Below are 19,217 nucleotides of genomic sequence, written 5' to 3'. Positions count from 1 at the left end.
TCAATTCCCGCCCAAAACCTCCATCACCGCGGTGGCTTTCAACAAACATTCTTCATATTCATTTTCGGCAATGGCATGGTAAGTAATGGCTCCTCCGGCATGAAACGAAAGGTATTTGTTGGAGGAATTATAAAGCAACGAACGAATTACCACATTAAAATCAAAATCATCATCCGGACTAAAATACCCTATAGCGCCGGAATACACGCCGCGCTTACTACGCTCGTATTGCTCCATCAATTGCATACAGCTCACTTTTGGAGCCCCTGTCATGCTGCCCATAGGAAAGGTATTTTTGATGGTCTGTACATTTGGAAGATTATCTTCTATTTCGCAAACCACAGTTGAGATCATTTGGTGTACCTGCTTAAAGCTATAAATGCCAAAAAGCTCTTCGGTTTTAACGGTGCCGGGCTTGGCAGAACGCGTAAGATCATTACGCACCAGGTCAACAACCATTACATTTTCCTGTAGTTCTTTAGGGTGATTACGCAGGACTTGTTTAGCCTGCTCATCGGCCTTAGTGTCATCAAGTCTTTTGGCAGTACCTTTTATAGGTTGCGATATCAACTTGCTTCCTCTTTTAGCCAAAAAGCGTTCGGGCGAGGCACCAAGGATATAATTCCCATTCCATTTGAAAAAGGTAGAAAACGGATTAGGTGAAACTTCATTCAACTTTGTGAAGATCTCCAGTGGCTCAAGGGCTACATCCTCGGCAAAAAACTCCTGGCAAAAATTAGTGACGTAGATATCACCGCGGGTGATGTGTTCTTTTATCCTATTTACAGTATCAATGTATTCCTGCCTGCTAAAGCGAGGTTTTAGGTTGATAACAGATTGTTGGGCAGACCGGACTAAAGCTTGCTCATTTATTGCTTTTAAAACCAGATCGGGATGATCTGAAATGATCTCCGCCTCATCGCCTTTTATTAAAATAAGATGTTCGGGAACAAAGAAATACAAATCCGGAAATTTTAAACCATCTGGATTGGCAGAAGTGAGGGCTTCGATTTCGTTTTTAAGATCATAACCCAGGAAGCCGGTCATCCAACCGGGGTTATTTTTCCTAAACTCATCAAGCCGATCAAAAGCGTCGCCTGCATTTGCGGTAAGTTCGGCACGGGAACCGGCCGCTATCAGTGTATCAAATTTGGAATAGGGATCATTAAATCCGTTTGAATCAAGGTAGCACAGCGTATCAAAACTTGCAGCCCATTGCAACGCCTTTTTCCTAAACTCCGGCAAGTTATTTACCTGTACAATCACCCTGCAAAAATAACCAAGTAAATGAAATAAGGTGGTTTAATGTTTTTCAATTTGCATCATCAAATGCGGTTCGTGAGGACACGAACCGCGAGGGAGCTAAATGCATAAGGCCGGTATAGCCGGCCTTATGCATTTTCTTATCCTATTTCCCGTGTCCCCACGGGCAATAAATAGTTACGCCGTGAAGGCGCGGGCAACGTATATATTATTAATGTAACGTTAAAGTCTGTTTCCTGTCCGGACCTACAGATAAATATTTTACCGGTACGCCAAGTTCGGCCTCAAGGTAATCAATATATGATTGTAGTTTAGCCGGGATCTCAGAAAGTTCGGTGATACCGGTCAGGTCTTCGTTCCAGCCATCAATTTCCTTGTATACCGGCTCCGGTTTTACCGAGCAGATATCGTAAGGCATATAATCAATCTGTTCACCTAAATAGTTATAGTGGGTGCAGGCATAGATCTTGTCAAAACCGCTCAATACGTCGGCTTTGGTCATTACCAGTTGGGTAACACCATTAAGCATAATAGCGTATTTTAAAGCAGGAAGATCAATCCAGCCGGTGCGGCGTGGCCTGCCTGTAGTTGCGCCAAATTCATGACCTACTTTACGCAGCTCTTCGCCGGTTTCGTTTTCCAGTTCAGTTGGGAACGGGCCGCCACCTACACGGGTACAGTAAGCTTTAAAAATACCTATTACATCGCCAATTTGTTGCGGAGCAATACCTAAACCAGTGCAAGCACCGGCAGCGGTAGTATTTGATGAAGTAACAAACGGATATGAACCAAAGTCGATATCAAGCATAGCGCCCTGAGCACCTTCGGCCAAAACTTTTTTGCCGTCTTTGATATAGCTGTTAACCAAATGTTCAGAGTCAACAAGCGGGAATTGACGTAAAACATCAAGCGCTTCAAAAAATAAAGTTTCGCGCTCCGAAAAATCTGCCACTTCGCCATAAAGCTGTTGCAGCATGGATACGTGCTTATCAACCAGTTTCTGGTAACGTTCTTTAAAATCGGGCAGGGTGATATCGCCAATACGTAAACCGTTACGACCAGTTTTATCCATATAAGTTGGGCCAATACCTTTTAAGGTTGAACCAATTTTGCCTTCGCCCATCTTTTTTTCATTAGCAGCGTCAAGCAACTGGTGAGTTGGTAATATCAGGTGCGCTTTTTTAGCAATTAAAAGATTCTTTTTAGCCAACAGGTCATGTCCGGCATCTTTTAATTTATCCAGTTCTTTTTTCAGGGTGATAGGATCAATCACCACACCGTTACCGATAAGGTTGATGGTGTTTTCAAAAAATATACCTGAAGGAATGGTGTTTAAAACAAACTTTTTACCGTCAAACTCCAACGTGTGACCGGCATTTGGCCCGCCCTGGAAACGTGCAATCAGGTCATAACCTGCGCTAAGCACATCAACAATTTTTCCTTTTCCTTCATCGCCCCACTGGAGGCCTAATAATACGTCAACAGCCATTAATTTCTAATATTTCTATAATAATCGTCAAATGCGTTTGTGATGGTTTGTTTCACTTTGTCCCATGTCATTCCATCTAATGACTCGGGAGCTATAGTATTTTCAGCGTCAGCAAAATAAACTACTGATCTTATGACCGCAAAGGTATCATCATAAGTATATCTATCATGATAAAATTGAAAAAGTTTTTCAAATGAATAAAACTCTAAGAGTTTCGCTATATCCCAAAAATCTTTTTTTACCCCTCTGCCTTTCACAGCATTAAGCTTTAATGCCGCTAAATCGCGAATATCTGCAATAGGGATTCCTTCTATTATTTGTGCCGAATAAGTAAATGGATCTTTGACAGAAACAAAGTCAACTTTTATATTTTCAATGAGGCATTGATAGATTGATTTAAACCTGTCGTTTTCGCTTGTAACCTGATCAAAGTTATCATTAAGCGTTTCTTTTATAAACTCTTTATCAAGCGGCTGGTCTGTAAAGAAATCAAGATCGATTGACAATCTGTGCCCATAAAGAAGTGAAAGTGCTGTACCCCCAACCAGCCTGAATTGTTCAAATCCAGGAAACGAAACTATCTTTTTTAAAAGTTCCAGTGTTGCAGGTTCAACTGTTTCTTTTCGTAGCATTTAAAATCGGTAGGTTTAACCTTAAACAGCATGCAGCAAAAATTGATGCTAATATCTGAAAGCCATAGTGCTTGTAACGCCAATTCTTTTACCTTGTTAAAACCATAAAATTTTAACAGATTATTAAAATCTTCAGCTTTTCCCCGTTCAATAACCTTTTCAACAACATGCACAGCATTTTTCTGATAATCGATACTATCCATATCTACATCCCAAAATGCCTGTTTGCTTAAAATAGGTTTGTTCATTAACAGTTAAATTTTTCTGTCACAAAAACCGTCTCTTAATTTGGTACAATTACCATAAAGATTTAAAGAGTGGTGTTTGATGTCAAATTTTAAGATATCGCCCATCATACTCTGGATCTGCTGGATACGCGGATCGCAAAATTCAACCACCTTTCCGCAGTCGATGCAAATGATGTGGTCATGCTGTTTATAGCCGTATGATTTTTCGAACTGGGCCATGTTTTTGCCAAACTGGTGTTTGGTAACCAGATCGCATGAAACCAATAGCTCAAGTGTGTTGTAAACCGTAGCGCGGCTTACGCGGTATTTTTTATTTTTCATGTGGATATACAACGACTCCACATCAAAGTGATCTGTACGGGAATATATCTCTTCGAGTATAGCGAAACGTTCAGGGGTTTTCCTGAGGTTTTTATTTTCGAGGTAAGCCTCAAAAATTTTCTTAACCATTGGTATGGTATCCTGCTGTGACATAATGATGTATTAACGGGGCAAAGTTATTAATAATTTGTGGAAAAGAGTCAGGAGATCAAGAACCAAGAGTCAAGGAGTCAGGAATCAAGACGAGAAAAATTGATCTGTCATGTTTATTATTCCTTAAACTCATTTCTTGCCTCTTGAATCTTGAATTCTTGATTCTTTCCTCACGACGCTTTCTCGATTGCCGAATCAAAACGGTTAACCGCGGTTACGCCTTTCACTTGTTTTAGGTTTTTAATCAGGGTGTCAAGGTGGCTGGTGTCATTAACATATAACATCAGCGACCCTTCAAATATACCATTATCACTGTCAACTGTAATAGACCTGATATTTATTTTAAAATCGTTTGATATTACCGTGGTAAGCTTGTTAATCAACCCCACCTCATCAATACCCGTGATGCGTAAACCGGTAAGGAAAGCAAGTTCCTGTTGGTTTGTCCAGCGGGCTTTTACTATCCTGTAGCCATAATTTGCCATTAGTTTGGCAGCATTAGGGCAATTGGTACGATGGATCTTGATGCCGTCGCTCACGGTAACAAAACCAAAAACATCATCGCCGGGGATAGGGTTACAACAGTTGGCCAGTTTATAGTCTATCTTTTGCATATCTTCGCCAATAAGCAATATGTCGCTGTCTTTGGCTTTGATATTTTTGATGAGGTTTTGAACCTGTTCCTGGTCTATTTTATCCTGCGGTTTGCTTTCAATTATTTTTTCTGAGGCCTGGTATTCTTTCAGATCCTTCATATCAAGAATACCCTTGGCAACATTGTAAAAAAGGTCCTGAGTGGCCTGCAGCTTAAAAAAGTAAGCTATCTTTTGCAGGTTTTCAGAGTTATAAGTGATCTTGAGCGATTTCATTTTACGCTCCAGGATCTCTTTACCATCCTCCGCGATTTTACGTTTTTCCTCTTTTAACGCCGATTTGATCTTGGCTTTAGCCTTTGCAGTAACCACAAAATTAAGCCAGTCTTCTTTAGGAGTCTGCTTGCTTGATGTGATGATCTCCACCTGGTCACCGTTTTGCAGCTTATAACTTAGCGGCACCAGTTTATGGTTTACTTTGGCACCAATACAGCTTGCGCCTACATCGGTATGGATCTCGAAAGCGAAGTCAAGCGCTGTAGCATTTAAAGGTAACTGGATCAACGCACCTTTGGGTGTAAAAATGAAGATCTCATCGCTGAAGAGGTTCATCTTAAAGTCGTCGATAAAGTCGAGCGCGTTGGTATCCGGGTTTTTAAGCATTTCGCGAACCTTAGTTACCCATTGATCAAGCCCGCTGTCGGTACTTGCTTCCTTATATTTCCAGTGCGCAGCAAAACCCTTTTCAGCAATCTCATTCATGCGTTTGGTACGGATCTGTACTTCAACCCACTGCCCTCTCGGCCCCATTACTGTAGTATGTAACGATTCATAACCGTTAGCCTTAGGCGATGAGATCCAGTCGCGCAGCCTGTCGGGATTTGGGCGGTACTGATCAGTTACTATAGAGTAAGCTTTCCAGCAATCAGCCTTTTCATGTTCAGGGGCGCTATCCAAGATGATACGGATGGCGAAAAGATCATATACCTCTTCAAAAGGTATCGATTTCTTCTTCATTTTATTCCAGATAGAATGGATAGATTTCGGCCTGCCAAACACATCGGCCTCAAGTCCCTGGCTTTGTAATGATTTATTGATAGGCTCGATAAAATCGCGGATAAAACGTTCACGTTCGGCCTTTTTCTCGTTCAGCTTATTTTTGATGAACTGATAGGTTTCACGCTCCATGTATTTCATGGAGAGGTCTTCCAGTTCAGATTTTATGGCGTATAAGCCCAAGCGATGTGCAAGCGGGGCGTACAGATATACTGTTTCTGACGATAATTTAAGCTGCTTGTCCCTCGGCATAAACTCCATGGTACGCATGTTATGCAGCCTGTCAGCAAGTTTGATCAGTATCACCCTTACGTCATCGGCAAGGGTAAGCAGCATTTTACGGAAGTTTTCGGCCTGTAATGAGCTGTTGGTATCAAATACGCCTGATATTTTGGTAAGGCCGTCAATAATTTTGGCAACCTTTTTACCAAATTCCATCTCAATTTCATCAAGCGTCATGTTGGTATCCTCAACCACATCATGCAGCAGGGCGCACACTATTGATGTAGTACCCAGGCCAATTTCTTCGGCGGCTATCTGGGCAACCGCAATAGGGTGATATATGTAAGGCTCGCCGCTTTTACGGCGCATATCCTTGTGGCTTTCAAGAGCCATATCAAATGCCTTGCGTATCATGCGTTTATCGCCCTTTTGCAGGGTTGATTTACAGGCACGCAGCAGGGCACGGTATCTTTTTAGTATCTCGTTCTTCTCGGCTTCCAGGTCAATCACTAAGTCTTTCATGTACGGGGTATTAGCGGTATCTAATCATAAACATGCAGCAAATAAATATTATTGCAGGTATTAGTAAAATACCAAAAAAAATTACATTATTTTTGTATTAAGTAAAAATATGAAATTTATTGGTTCTCTGTTACTGTTATGTTGCTTGATGGGTGCTGCAAAGGCCCAAACAGTTACTCCTGCTCCAGTACAGCTTGGCAAAAATGATACCATCAGAACAGCCATGACCAACCTTGACGGTGAACTTGTACCCTGGATAGTTGAACCCGAAGTTAAGATAGTTGATACCCGTATTTTTGCGAGCGAGGCCGACAGGCAAAACTATCGCCGTTTGCGCTATAACGTAATGAAAGTGTTGCCTTATGCACGTTTTGCAGGGCAAAGGTACCGTCAGTTACAACGCGATCTGGCTGTTACCGCCGACAGGAAAAAACAAAAAGAATTGGTGAGCACCTGCGAGGGTGAAATCAAAAACCTTTTTAACAAGGAAATAAAAAACCTGACAATTAGTCAGGGAGAGGTTTTAATTAAACTTATTGACCGCGAAACCGGGCAAACCAGCTTTGCCATGGTTAAGGAATTAAAGGGCGGCTTTAAGGCTTTTATGTTCCAGTCGGTCGCCAGCATATTTGGCCATAATCTTAAAGAAACTTACGACCCTGAAGAACAGAAGGATATCGAGGCCATATTAAACCAGGCCGGATATAATTCATACAGCAATTAGTTTAATGGATAATAAAAGTATTTACCAGTTTAACATTCATAAGTTAAACGGTGAAGAGATCAGTCTTTCCGAATATAAAAACAAAGTCCTTTTAATTGTAAACACGGCATCGCAATGCGGCTTCACCCCGCAGTTAAAAGAACTTGCCGCTTTAAAAGCCGATCTTGCCGGTAAGGATTTTGAAATTCTTGCATTTCCCTCAAATGATTTTGGCGGCCAGGAGCCTTTAGATGGCGAAGCTATCGCGGTTTTCTGCGAAAACTTTGGAGCAAATTATCCCATATTTCAAAAAATAAGGGTGCGTGGCTCTTATGCAGATCCCCTGTATAAATTCCTGGCAGATAAAAAAGAAAATGGAAATGTAGGCTCGGCCCCGCGCTGGAATTTTCACAAATATTTAATTGACAGGAACGGCCATGTAGTTGATTTCTACTACCCTTTCACCAAACCAAACTCATCAAAGGTGAGGCGAAAGATTGACCGCCTGTTGACAACAGCGTATAACCAATAGATTATTTTTGCGCATGCTAAAATTAGATATATTAGTTTTATCTGTACACCCCGATGATGCTGAATTAGGATGTTCAGGTACAATTGCAAAACATATTGCCCTTGGTTATAAAGTTGGTATTGTCGACCTTACCCGCGGCGAACTGGGCACCCGTGGTTCGGCCGAGATCCGCAAACAGGAAGCTGCCGCCGCTGCCGAAATATTGGGTTTAGCCGTACGCGAAAACCTGGGTTTACCCGATGCTTTTTTTGAAAACACACGCGAGCACCAGGTAAAGGTTATTGAAGCTATCCGCAAATTTCGCCCTTCAATAGTAATCACAAATGCGTACCATGACCGTCATCCTGACCACGGCCGTGCCAATGAGCTTGTTGAAACTTCGGCATTTTTAGCAGGCCTCCGTAAAATAGAAACATTTGATGCCGAAGGTGTAGCACAAGAAGCATGGCGACCAGATATGGTACTTCATTTTATACAGGACAATTATATAACTCCTGATATATTAATTGACGTAACCGGATATTGGGATAAAAAAATAGAGAGCATTTATGCTTACGGATCGCAGTTTCATAACCCAAGCTGGGAAGGTGAACCACAAACCTATATTTCAACACCCGATTTTATTGAAATAGTTACAGGCAGGGCACGTGAGTTTGGCAAAAGCATTGGGGCAAAATACGCCGAAGGCTTCACCAGTAGAAAAATTTTAGGGGTGGATAATTTATTTAACCTAAAATAATACTATATTAACTATAGATTATATATAATTAATCTATTCCAATAAAAAAGGAGCCTGATTTTTCAGACTCCTTTTTTATTAACTTTAATATGAGCAATACTTAAGCCCTGATGTATTCAAAGCGGTTATTCTCATTGCTTCGCTCTCTTCTCAGCTTGTTTTCGTTAGCTAATTTTAAAAGGATACCTGAAAGTTCAGATGTTTTAAAATCAGAGTCATACTGATCCTTACAGTAATTGGCAATAGATGATATAGAACGCTGACTATCAAAGAAATCGGTATTTAATAATTGATTAAGTATTTTGGTAGCACCCGGTTTCTTACGTCCCGCTATAGCACCACCTTCATCCTCAATACGTAATTTCCTTGCTTTTTTACCAAACATTTCAACACCTTCGGCATCTACCTTCTCCGACTCGATCATTACTTCCAGTAAACGGTCAATTATTCGAACCTGTACAGCTTCAGATTTGAATGAATTTACAACCTCGGCTACTTCAACCAGTTGCTTCTTTAATTTCTCTATGTGTTTGCTCATGGTGATTGAATAGAACTGAGTTACTTTAATAGGGTTGCAACAAATCTAATTGGAATAATAACAAAAAATATGGCCTATTTTGGAAAAAAAGTAGCGTATATTAATATGTTTTTCCTTTTACAAATAATAGATGTTGTTTTTACCTTATTAAATATTAGTTAATTCCACACGTTTCATGAGCAGGATTTAGCTGTAGCCGGTATTGATCTTCTTTACCTATTTGTTAAAAAGTGGCCGAAAGCTGTTCAAGCATTTCAAGACCGGTATCAATATGGCTTTTTTCAATGATTAGCGCAGGACGGAAACGTACGCTCCTTTCGCCACAGCCAAGGTACATAATATTATTCTCAAAACCTCTTTTAATAAAATTATCTCTTATGGTTTTATCCGGAAAATCAAAGGCTGTAAGCAGTCCCTTTCCACGCACATTACTTACAACAGGGTGTCTCCCGGCAATTTCACTTAAGCCGTTTTGCAGATATTCGCCCATCACCGCAGCGTTATCACAAAGGTTATCTTCCTCAATAATTTCCATTATTTTTGATGAGCGTACCATATCAACCAAACTACCTCCCCAGGTTGAGTTTATGCGTGACGATACCTTAAATACGTTATCCTCAACCTCATCAATACGCCGGCTGGCCAATATACCGCAAACCTGCATCTTTTTGCCAAAAGCAATAATATCGGGGCGTGCTTTTTCACCAAAGTGTTCATGGCACCAAAATTTGCCAGTTAGCCCCACACCTGTTTGCACCTCATCATATACCAGTAACGCCTCATATTCATCGGCAAGTTCGCGCAGCTTTTCTAAAAACTCTTTACGTACGTGGTTATCTCCCCCTTCTGATTGTACGGGCTCTATTATTATAGCACATATATCATCCTTATTATCCTCAAATGCCTGCCTGATCTGCGCTACTGATAATTGCTCGCGCCTTAACAGATCTTCGTGATTGGCATCGCTGTAGGGGAAATTGATATAAGGTACAGATACGCGCGGCCAGTCAAACTTGGCAAACCATTTGGTTTTATTGGGAACTGTATTGGTGAGGCTTAACGTGTAGCCCGACCGACCATGAAAAGCATGTTCAAAATGCAATACTTTAAACCCTTTTTCTTTAGTGTATCCCCGGGCAAAATTCTTCTGCACTTTCCAGTCCATAGCCACCTTCAGCGCGTTTTCGATAGCCAATGAGCCGCCTGCTATAAAAAAAGCATGTGGCAAATATTCGGGAATACCAATCCTGTCAAAAGTTTCAACAAACTGGGCGTATTGGATTGTGTATATATCTGAGTTTGACGGATTGGTTAAAGCGGCAAGCATCAGGTTTTTCTTAAACTCTTCGTCATTCAGCATTTTGGGATGATTATAGCCCAAAGGCACCGAAGCGAAACAGGTAAAAAAGTCAAGCAGTGTACGGTTATATTTTGCGTCATAAATATAAACACCCTTACTTTTTTCCATATCAAAAGTGAGGTCGAAGCCATCGGCCAAAACATGCTTCTGAAGCGAAGCCTGGACATTCTGCGGAGAAACAAGTAGGTTGTACATATCAATTTGGTTTATTACAAATTTAGCAAAAACCGCCTAAAATCAAAATTTAAGCGGTTTTTGAACCGATTGACCAAAAAGTAACTTTAAATTGTTTAAAGTTACTTTTTGTACCAAACTTAAATCCGGTACACTTGTTCCTGATTCTAAAACGTAGAAAAAACGATGAGCCAAAATCACCTTTACCGCGCAATTATGATCAAAAACCGCCCATTGCCGCAGTAACGCGATAATTAAAAATTCGCCGCATTTTCATAACAAATATTTCTTTTTGATTAAAGCCCTGAGGTTGGCTATTTAAATATTAAATTCGTACAACATACAACCAAAGGGAGGTATTATATAATAACATGGGAGAAGAACCATTACCTGCTCCAAAAGCAGCATTTAATAATATTGCTACCTGGGATTTGCTTGAAGACCTGCCCGTAGCCGTTTATACCTGCGATAAGCATGGCTATGTAACCTCGTTTAATAAAGCTGCTGTAAAGCTTTGGGGTAAAACGCTGGAGGCTAATAAAGACAAATGGTATATAAACTGGCAGATATTTAATATTGATGGCACACCGCTGAATCTTGAAGAAACTCCTACAGCCAGAGTGTTAAAATACGGCAAAGCCGTAAAGCAGCAGGAAATACTTATCAAACGCCCCAACGGTAGTATTAGTTATATATTATCAAATCCTAAACCCCTTTTTGATGAAAGCGGCCAGCTTACAGGCGTGGTCAATACGTTAATAGATATTACTGAACAAAAAAATGCCGAGGCTAAACAAGGCATGCTGGCTTCCATCATTGAATCATCCGAAGATGCCATTGTAAGCAAAAACCTCGATGGCATAATTACCAGCTGGAACAATGCCGCGCAACGCTTATTTGGCTATACTGATGAGGAAATCATTGGCAAGCACATCACAACGCTGATTCCGGAAGACCGTTATGATGAGGAAGAACTGATCATCAGTAAAATACGGGCCAACGAGCGGATAGAACATTTTGAAACCATTCGCAAAACAAAAAGCGGCGAAGAAATTCAAATTTCGCTTACCATATCTCCTATAATGAACAAGGCCAATAAGGTAATAGGGGCTTCAAAAATAATACGTGATATAGGCAAACAAAAAAAAGCTGAAGACAGGCTGCAGCAGTACGCCGAACGCCTGGAGATATTAAATTCGATAGGACAGGTTATCTCGGCAGAGCTGGATATTCAAAGCATTTTGCAAAAAGTTACCGATTCTACTACCCAGTTGTGCGGAGCGCAGTTTGGTGCTTTTTTTCACAACCTGGTTAATGAGCAGGGCGAGTCATACATGTTATTTACGCTTTCGGGCGCACCACGTGAGGCATTTGAAAAATTTGGAATGCCCCGCAATACGGCAGTGTTTCATCCCACCTTTAGCGGAGAGGGAACAGTAAGGGTGGATGACATTACCAAAGATCCCCGCTACGGAAAAAATGCACCTCATTTCGGCAAGCCGGCAGGGCATTTGCCGGTAGTAAGTTACCTTGCTGTGCCGGTAAGGGGTAAATCGGGCGAGGTTATTGGCGGACTGTTTTTTGGCCATGAGCAACCGGCCAGGTTTACCAAAGAGCATGAACAGCTTGTTTTGGCCGTAGCCGCACAGGCTTCCGTGGCGCTGGATAATGCCAAACTATACGAGGATATCAAACAACTCAATGAAAAAAAGGATGAGTTTATAGGTTTGGCGAGCCATGAATTAAAAACACCGGTTACCAGCCTGAAAGGGTACCTGCAAATCATCGCCCGAAATTTACCTGCTGAGGATAGAAACAAGCTACTGGCAAACCGCGCGCTTGAACAGGTAAGTAAATTAACCACCCTGATATCAGATCTGTTGGATGTTACCAAAATCCAAACCGGTAAACTACCTTTTACCTATGCCGATTATGATATCATAAAATCAATTACCGATTTGCGCGAGATCCTGCAACAAACCGAATCATCGCACCAGATCATTTTAAACTATCCCCTTGAACGGTTAATTATCCATGCTGACAGTCAGCGTATCGAACAAGTGATCATCAATCTGGTAACCAATGCGGTTAAGTATTCGCCCAAGGGTGATAGAGTGATCATTACTGGTGCTGTTATCAATAATAAATTAAGGATCTCGGTGCAGGATTTTGGCATTGGTATTCAGCCAGATCAGCTGGAACGCGTGTTCTCGCGCTTTTACCGGGTCGAAAACCTTGCGTCCCACATGTCGGGATTAGGAATAGGCTTATACATTTGCCAGGAAATTGTTAACCGGCATCAGGGCAGGCTTTGGGTTGAAAGTACCTACGGCGAAGGCTCTACCTTCTATTTCGAGCTACCGTTAAATACACCAACTAATTAGGGTTTATTTAAACTTTTCCTTCATCCCCAGTAATCCCCAAATGCCACCACTATGAATAGCCAGGATTCGGCTGCCGGATTTGAAATGTCCTTTAGCAATCAGATCATATAATGCATACATCATTTTGCCTGTGTATACCGGCTCAATTAATATGCCTGTCGCGGCTACAAATTGTTTAATGAAGCTAATGAGTTCATTATTCGCTTTACCATAGCCTCCGAAATGATAATCTACATGGAGATCGTAATCCGTTTGTTGAGTTAAAAAGCGATCGATCTCATCTTTTATAAAGCCACCGTTCTTAAACACAGGTACCGCGTTAAATTTTGTTTTAAGCTGATGCCGGTTTAATCCGTTAAGGATGCCCGCCGCGGTGGTTCCTGTACCGCAAGCGCAAAAAATATGATCATAACTTTCCGGCAGCTCGTCAACCAGTTCGCTGCAACCTTTAGCTCCCTCGGCAGATGCGCCACCCTCATCAATAAAAAAAGCTTGCTCATCGTGGCCAAAATATTGATTGAACAGGGCAGGTTTATCACGGTAGCTATCCCGATCGGTAAACAGTAGTTCCATACCATGCAGACGGCATAAAAACAAGGTATCATTATCAACTTCCTCTCCCCTTACAATACCCGTTGATTTAAAACCAAACTTCGCGGCAGCGGCAGCTGTAGCCATCAGGTGGTTTGAATATGCACCGCCAAAGGTTACAAGAAGTGTTTTTCCTTCAGCCTGCGCCTGTTTAAGCAAGTATTTAAGCTTACGCCATTTATTTCCCGATATCATGGGGTGGATCAGGTCATCGCGCTTGATAAAAACTTTTAAGCCGTACTCATCAAAAAAAGGGTTGTTGATTTGCTGTACCGGGCTAAAAATTTCAAGATCAATGTTCATAAAATAATACGGCGTTAATGCTATTGCAATATTACGTTTAACCTACCACAAAAAACGATTACTTTTGCGCCTCAAATGGCACACGAACCCGAACTTATTGAGCAGGAAGAACAGGACTTGTATGAACACTTACGTATAGTGGTTGACAAGGGCCAGTCGCTTTTGCGAATTGATAAATTTTTGATGCACCGCGTAGAGAACGCCTCGCGCAACCGCATTCAAAATGCTATTGAACTGGGCAATGTGCTGGTGAACGATAAAACCATCAAATCAAGCTATAAAGTAAAACCGCTTGATGTAATCTCGGTAGTACTGCCGCATCCGCCTCGTGATACCGAAGTTTATCCCGAAAACATCCCCATCAAAATCATTTATGAAGATGATGATGTGCTGGTTGTTGACAAGGAAGCAGGCATGGTGGTACACCCCGGCTATAACAACTATACAGGTACGTTGGTGAACGCGTTGGTATATCACTTTCAGCAATTGCCAACCCTGCCGGGTAATGACGGTCGCCCCGGATTGGTACACCGCATTGACAAGGACACCTCTGGCTTACTGCTCATCAGCAAAAATGAGCGCGCCATGACCTGGCTCGCTAAACAGTTTTTTGAGCATACCATCACCCGTAAATACCTCGCATTAGTTTGGGGTGATTTGCCTGAAGATGGCACCATAACCGGCTATATTGGCCGCAGTGTAGCCGACAGACGGGTAATGTCGATATACGACGACCCGGAAAAAGGCAAGTGGTCGGTAACCCACTATAAAGTATTGGAGAGAATGGGTTATGTTACGTTGATCGAATGTCAGCTGGAAACCGGTCGCACACACCAGATCAGGGCGCATATGAGGCACATTGGTCATCCTCTGTTCAGCGATGCCACTTATGGCGGCGATAAAATTTTAAAGGGTACCATGTTCAGTAAGTATAAGCAGTTTGTTGAAAACTGTTTTGAGCTAATGCCACGGCAGGCGCTGCACGCGCAAACACTCGGCTTTTTACATCCCACGTTAAAAAAGCGGGTACATTTTGAATCGCCGCTACCGGCCGATTTTGAAGCAGTACTTGCAAAATGGCGAAAATACAGTGATACAGATACGAAGCAATAGACGTTAGATAAAGCATACAAATAATACCCGGTAACCAAATAAGCACGATCAAATTAAAATATCTACCTGTCCCATGATGCCCGTATTCATCAATTTTAACGGCGAATATCTCCCTCAAAATACACCATTGCTCACCATTGGCAACAGGGGCTTTAAATATGGCGATGGCCTGTTTGAAAGCATGCGGCTAATGAAAGGCAAACTAAAATTTGCCGAACTGCATGCCGACCGGCTTCAGCGGGGCATGAAAGCCCTTAAAATTGACGGCTATTCGCAAATGGATACCTGGTTTTTAAACGATATAGTTAACGAGCTTGCCCGCAGAAACAAGGTAAAGCACGGCAGGTTGCGTTTAACGGTTTACCGCGATGCTGAAGGCCTGTATACCCCTACTCAAAATAAAATGGGCTATTGCCTGGAGCTAACCCCATCAGAAGAGCCACGGTACTTTTTGAACGAGAAAGGGCTGATCATGGATGTGTTTACCGAGTTGCCCAAGCCATCCAATTATCTGTCGAACATTAAAACCTGCAACTCGCTTATTTACGTGATGGCCAGCTTGTACAAAACCCAGAACAAGCTGGATGATGTGTTTTTGCTGAACCAAAGCGGCAACCTTTGCGAAGCCAGCAGCTCTAATATTTTCATCAATTATCAAAATCACCTGTATACCCCGGCATTAAGCGAAGGCTGTGTTGAGGGTGTTATGCGCCAGGTAGTGATTAAGCTGGCCCACGAAAACAACATCGAAATAACCGAAGCCCAGATAAATCCAGATATTTTATACGAAGCTGATGAGGTGTTTTTAACCAACGCTACCCGCGGCATACAAACCGTTATGGGTTTTGGTGTACGGCGTTACTTTAACCAGTACAGCAAAATACTGATGGATGAGTTGAATAAGTTGTAGAGATTTTCAGCGTTTTATTCAATAAAACCTATTGTCATTCGACGAACCAGTGGGGGAAGTGCGCACAGCGTGAGGAGAAATCTTATACGCCTCGTTATAAATCATGCATGATGATCTTGCCAGACGCATAAGATTTCTCTTTCGCTCCAACGCTTAGTCCTTCCTGCTCTGTCGAAATGACAACTTTTATAGAGTGTATGCTTAGAAGGAACTTACTTCCTGTACTTTTATCGCCTCCAATATCCCATCCCAAAGCGCAATGCGGGCTTGCAATGCTTCTTTAACAGCTCCAGTAGCTTCGGCCCATTTGTTATCGTCTTCACCGCAAAGTTCGGCTGTCATTTGATAAGCTAATTGTGAATGATGATCGCCATCAACTTCAATATGGCGTTCAAGGTAGTAAAGCAAGATATCGACTTTACCGGGCAATTGCTGACTCAACTCTTTTACTATGCTCACAAACATATCCGGAATCAGATCTTCGCGACCAAAGGTGAATACCGCTGCCTGCAGATAATCTTTGTTGGTAACTATAACATCAAAAGTATGTTGCACAAAGTTGCGGGCTGCCACCGGGATATTGGCTATGATCAGCGCCTCATCAATATGCTTACCGAAATTCAATTCGTTAAACAGGTTATTAATGCCTTCGGCTGTACTACCGGCCTGCTGCATGGCACGTAAATACAGTTCAAAATGGCTTGCGCGGTTACCTTGCTCGTCAATATCACTTTCCTCACCAGCAACAATTTCATTGATCAGATAACGGGTATTAGCGTTTCCTGTAGGCATCCATGGCGTAACGGTGCAGGTAAGTTTTTGCTGCAAAGCTTTTAACAGCGACATAAAGTCCCATACAGCAAACACATGGTGCTCCATAAAAACGGTAAGCTCTTCAAGCGAGGTAATATTTTTATAAAGCTCGTGATTGATAAGCTGGTCGCGTAAAGGCTGGATCTCGTTTTTTAAATGTGCAATGCGGTTACTGTAATTTGCCATGTATAAAAAATTGTATGGGTGGCAAAAATAGTAAACAAGGTGATTACTAATGAAATGATTATTTTTTTTGACGGGATGGTGATGAGGATTGATGGTAGTGCTGTATATTTAATCATAAAAACCGCCACCCTGTCGCTTGTTGCTCTTCTTTTTATACTGTTATCTTGTAATCATACCTCTTCTAAAAACAACATTCAACAGAATGCTAAACCCTTACAGGATAATAACATTGATTACAGCAGTATAAAAGGCTCAAGAGGAGATGACCTCCTGCAGGATATTTATGTAGATCAGGCAACAAAGCAACCAGAACTGCAAAACCTCGAAAACATGATAAATCATTTTAATAATGGGTCGCAAGACAGCTTGAGCAACTTCCAAACTTATGACAATAAAACGCTCTCTTACTATAGATCAGCGAACAAGGCATTAAATCATATGCAGGATACGGTTTTAAGGGATCGCCTGCGTGCATTAATAAATGAGAGCAATCATAAATATCTTGATACAATAAAAAGGTTTTCAGTTTTGATGGCCCACATTGACAGTAATAAAATAAAAATAGAAGATTATCACACTGTCTTAAAAATTGCTGTTACTCTTCCTATTATCGAAAGCTACCAGCTTAACAACATACCCGATATCAAAAGTGTAGCAAACCTTGCTAATGAAGCTCAACGACTAAAGGCAAAAACAATTCAATTAACAAATAAGCACCTTCCCAAAACCAACCAATAACATTTAGCCGCAAAATGTCTAATCAGGCATTAGAGCAACGCCCTCCTTACTTCCCCACCACTATCTTCTCACCCATCCTTACAACAATATCCGAGCCCAGCGCATAAAAAGCCGAAACAGGTTCTTTTTCAAGATATGGTTTAAATTCCTTACCATACAAGGCTGCAACATCGGCATCAAAAACATAACCCCGCACCAGGCCGGTTTGCCAGGAGATATGTTCAACCTGATACTCCATGGTTTTTGTTGCGCTTAGCCCATTGTATCCCCAGTAATGCTCTAAAATAAACTCCTCGGGACTGCCCGGCTTAATATCAACTAATTCATTACTCGCGGTAGCGCCAAGCTTGTTCCAGCGCCCCTTGAGTTTCCATTCATACAAAAATTCGGTATGATGATCTTCGGTTATAATAACAGAGCTGCGCATAGGCAACGCGCGGTAATGCTCTTTATAAAGATTATTAGCAATAAGCACGATCATGTGTTTCGGTACAATTTCGCTGATAAAAACAGCGCCACGCTTCCATTCGCTACCGTTGAAGTATCGCACATAAAAACGCAGATTCACCTCTTCAAAATTCACGTGCCACGGCCACTTAATGCCCATCACTTGTGTATCCAAAAACATAAAGCCAACCATGCTTACCAGCGCTTTGCCTTCCCAAAGATCGAGTACGGTACCTGCAGGTATGTAAGGTTTTAATATAGCGGCGTCAACCTCGTAATTAAGCATCACCAGGTTTTTCCATTGAGCCTTTAAAAATTCGCCTTTAGCCATAAAAAGAAAAATCCCGCCTTTTACCGGGCGGGATTTATTATAATGAGATAATTAGTTTTTATAATATTTCATAGCCTCCGGTATAAGCCGTTGGATATCGGCAATACGGGTAGCATCAGCCGGGTGGGTGCTCAAAAATTCGGGTTGAGCGCCGCCTTTGTTTTGGGCTGCCATACGTTGCCAAAAAGCGATGGCATTATGCGGATCATAACCGGCCATAGCCATAAAGGTTAAACCTAACCTATCGGCTTCTGACTCCTGTTTACGGGAATAAGCCAACAACTTTAACTGGCTACCTACACCATATAAAGTGCTGATTGCAGTTTGTGTGGCTTGTGATTGCTGGCTCGTTGCTGCGCCAACCAATTGTCCACCACCCTGCACCAGCATTTCCTGAGAAATACGCTCGGCCGAGTGGCGCGCAATGGCGTGACCAATCTCATGGCCCATAACTACTGCAAGGTACGCATCGGTATTAGCAACAGGTAATAAGCCGCTGTAAACAGCAACCTTGCCACCAGGCATACACCAGGCGTTAACCTCGCTGCTCTGGATCAGGTTAAACTCCCACTGAAAGCTATACTGATCGCCGTAGCCATTTTCTTTAAGATATTTTTCAATTGCGGCTGCCAGCCTGTTACCAATAACCTTAACGCGCTGCGCGTCATTACCACTGGCAACAACTTTGGTTTTAGGATCTGTAAGGAGTTGTTTGTAGCTTGCCGCCGCCGATTGGTTTACCTCGGCATCACCAACAAGACTTAATTGTTTACGGCCGGTAAGCGGCACGGTTGAACACGAAAAGATAGCCATGATAGCTATCAGGACTAATGCAGGTTTAAATTTTTTCATAATG

General features: G+C 41.9%; 19 protein-coding genes. 7 read left to right on the top strand and 12 right to left on the bottom strand.

Annotated elements, in window-relative coordinates; all coding sequences use genetic code 11:
- From DUL71_RS01730 to DUL71_RS01705, 6 genes are all read right to left on the bottom strand, one after another.
- Positions 1–1,245: an anthranilate synthase component I family protein gene (locus tag DUL71_RS01730; RefSeq protein WP_244228678.1), complete on the bottom strand. Its 1,245-nt coding sequence runs from the start codon at positions 1,243–1,245 to the stop codon at positions 1–3.
- 229 nt (positions 1,246–1,474) lie between these two features.
- A complete protein-coding gene (locus DUL71_RS01725) occupies positions 1,475–2,752 on the bottom strand; it encodes an adenylosuccinate synthase (RefSeq protein ID WP_114936460.1) in 1,278 nt (425 codons plus the stop codon).
- Positions 2,752–3,384, bottom strand: coding sequence for a nucleotidyl transferase AbiEii/AbiGii toxin family protein (locus DUL71_RS01720; RefSeq protein WP_114936459.1), 633 nt, complete (start codon positions 3,382–3,384; stop codon positions 2,752–2,754). The genes DUL71_RS01725 and DUL71_RS01720 overlap by 1 nt, the downstream gene beginning before the upstream one ends.
- Positions 3,339–3,632 carry a DUF6922 domain-containing protein gene (locus tag DUL71_RS01715; protein ID WP_114936458.1) on the bottom strand — a complete coding sequence of 98 codons (294 nt, stop codon included), beginning with the start codon at positions 3,630–3,632 and terminating at the stop codon, positions 3,339–3,341. Before DUL71_RS01715 ends, DUL71_RS01720 begins: the two co-directional genes overlap by 46 nt.
- Positions 3,633–3,638: 6 nt before the next feature.
- Entirely contained in the window at positions 3,639–4,106 is a 468-nt protein-coding gene (locus DUL71_RS01710) for a Fur family transcriptional regulator (protein ID WP_091222155.1), read from the bottom strand.
- A gap of 170 nt (positions 4,107–4,276) precedes the next feature.
- A complete protein-coding gene (locus DUL71_RS01705; protein ID WP_112567231.1) occupies positions 4,277–6,499 on the bottom strand; it encodes a RelA/SpoT family protein in 2,223 nt (740 codons plus the stop codon).
- Positions 6,500–6,608: 109 nt separating this feature from the next.
- Between DUL71_RS01705 and DUL71_RS01700 the strand changes: the two genes are divergently transcribed.
- From DUL71_RS01700 to bshB1, 3 genes are read left to right on the top strand one after another with little or no spacing between them, the layout of a single operon-like run.
- Positions 6,609–7,223: a DUF4294 domain-containing protein gene (locus DUL71_RS01700; protein WP_112567228.1), complete on the top strand. Its 615-nt coding sequence runs from the start codon at positions 6,609–6,611 to the stop codon at positions 7,221–7,223.
- Between the two features lie 4 nt (positions 7,224–7,227).
- Positions 7,228–7,734: a glutathione peroxidase gene (locus DUL71_RS01695; RefSeq protein WP_114936457.1), complete on the top strand. Its 507-nt coding sequence runs from the start codon at positions 7,228–7,230 to the stop codon at positions 7,732–7,734.
- A gap of 13 nt (positions 7,735–7,747) precedes the next feature.
- Positions 7,748–8,473, top strand: coding sequence for a bacillithiol biosynthesis deacetylase BshB1 (gene bshB1 / locus DUL71_RS01690; RefSeq protein WP_114936456.1), 726 nt, complete (start codon positions 7,748–7,750; stop codon positions 8,471–8,473).
- Positions 8,474–8,573: 100 nt separating this feature from the next.
- On the opposite strand, the gene DUL71_RS01685 is transcribed toward bshB1, so the two are convergent.
- Positions 8,574–9,011 carry a hypothetical protein gene (locus DUL71_RS01685; protein WP_112567219.1) on the bottom strand — a complete coding sequence of 146 codons (438 nt, stop codon included), beginning with the start codon at positions 9,009–9,011 and terminating at the stop codon, positions 8,574–8,576.
- A 223-nt stretch (positions 9,012–9,234) separates the two neighbouring features.
- The gene (lat, locus tag DUL71_RS01680) at positions 9,235–10,566 is read right to left on the bottom strand and encodes an L-lysine 6-transaminase (RefSeq protein WP_114936455.1); all 1,332 of its coding nucleotides are present in this window, start codon (positions 10,564–10,566) and stop codon (positions 9,235–9,237) included.
- Positions 10,567–10,916: 350 nt separating this feature from the next.
- On the opposite strand from lat, the gene DUL71_RS01675 reads away from it, so the two are divergent.
- Positions 10,917–12,929, top strand: coding sequence for a sensor histidine kinase (locus DUL71_RS01675; RefSeq protein WP_114936454.1), 2,013 nt, complete (start codon positions 10,917–10,919; stop codon positions 12,927–12,929).
- Positions 12,930–12,932: 3 nt separating this feature from the next.
- On the opposite strand, the gene DUL71_RS01670 is transcribed toward DUL71_RS01675, so the two are convergent.
- Complete coding sequence (locus DUL71_RS01670) at positions 12,933–13,823, bottom strand: 1-aminocyclopropane-1-carboxylate deaminase/D-cysteine desulfhydrase (protein WP_114936453.1); 891 nt, start codon at positions 13,821–13,823, stop codon at positions 12,933–12,935.
- Positions 13,824–13,898: 75 nt separating this feature from the next.
- Here DUL71_RS01670 and DUL71_RS01665 point away from each other — a divergent pair, with 75 nt between their 5' ends.
- Both DUL71_RS01665 and DUL71_RS01660 read left to right on the top strand, forming a co-directional pair.
- Positions 13,899–14,936, top strand: coding sequence for an RluA family pseudouridine synthase (locus tag DUL71_RS01665; protein WP_114936452.1), 1,038 nt, complete (start codon positions 13,899–13,901; stop codon positions 14,934–14,936).
- A 73-nt stretch (positions 14,937–15,009) separates the two neighbouring features.
- Positions 15,010–15,846: an aminotransferase class IV gene (locus DUL71_RS01660; RefSeq protein ID WP_114936451.1), complete on the top strand. Its 837-nt coding sequence runs from the start codon at positions 15,010–15,012 to the stop codon at positions 15,844–15,846.
- 201 nt (positions 15,847–16,047) lie between these two features.
- Here the strand turns inward: DUL71_RS01660 and DUL71_RS01655 are convergent, their stop codons facing one another.
- On the bottom strand, positions 16,048–16,725 hold the full coding sequence (locus DUL71_RS01655) for a DUF3050 domain-containing protein (protein WP_425270973.1): 678 nt from the start codon (positions 16,723–16,725) through the stop codon (positions 16,048–16,050).
- Positions 16,726–16,863: 138 nt separating this feature from the next.
- Between DUL71_RS01655 and DUL71_RS01650 the strand changes: the two genes are divergently transcribed.
- Positions 16,864–17,583: a hypothetical protein gene (locus DUL71_RS01650; protein WP_114936449.1), complete on the top strand. Its 720-nt coding sequence runs from the start codon at positions 16,864–16,866 to the stop codon at positions 17,581–17,583.
- Positions 17,584–17,629: 46 nt separating this feature from the next.
- On the opposite strand, the gene DUL71_RS01645 is transcribed toward DUL71_RS01650, so the two are convergent.
- Positions 17,630–18,361, bottom strand: a complete 732-nt coding sequence (locus DUL71_RS01645) for a YqjF family protein (protein ID WP_114936448.1) — start codon at positions 18,359–18,361, stop codon at positions 17,630–17,632.
- Between the two features lie 51 nt (positions 18,362–18,412).
- Entirely contained in the window at positions 18,413–19,213 is an 801-nt protein-coding gene (locus tag DUL71_RS01640) for a M48 family metallopeptidase (RefSeq protein WP_114936447.1), read from the bottom strand.
- Between the last annotated feature and the right edge of the window lie 4 nt (positions 19,214–19,217).

This window comes from Mucilaginibacter endophyticus (genome assembly GCF_003351025.1).
Taxonomy (GTDB): domain Bacteria; phylum Bacteroidota; class Bacteroidia; order Sphingobacteriales; family Sphingobacteriaceae; genus Mucilaginibacter; species Mucilaginibacter endophyticus.
Note: the sequence above shows the minus strand (reverse complement) of the source record. Positions and strands in the feature narration are given on the sequence as shown.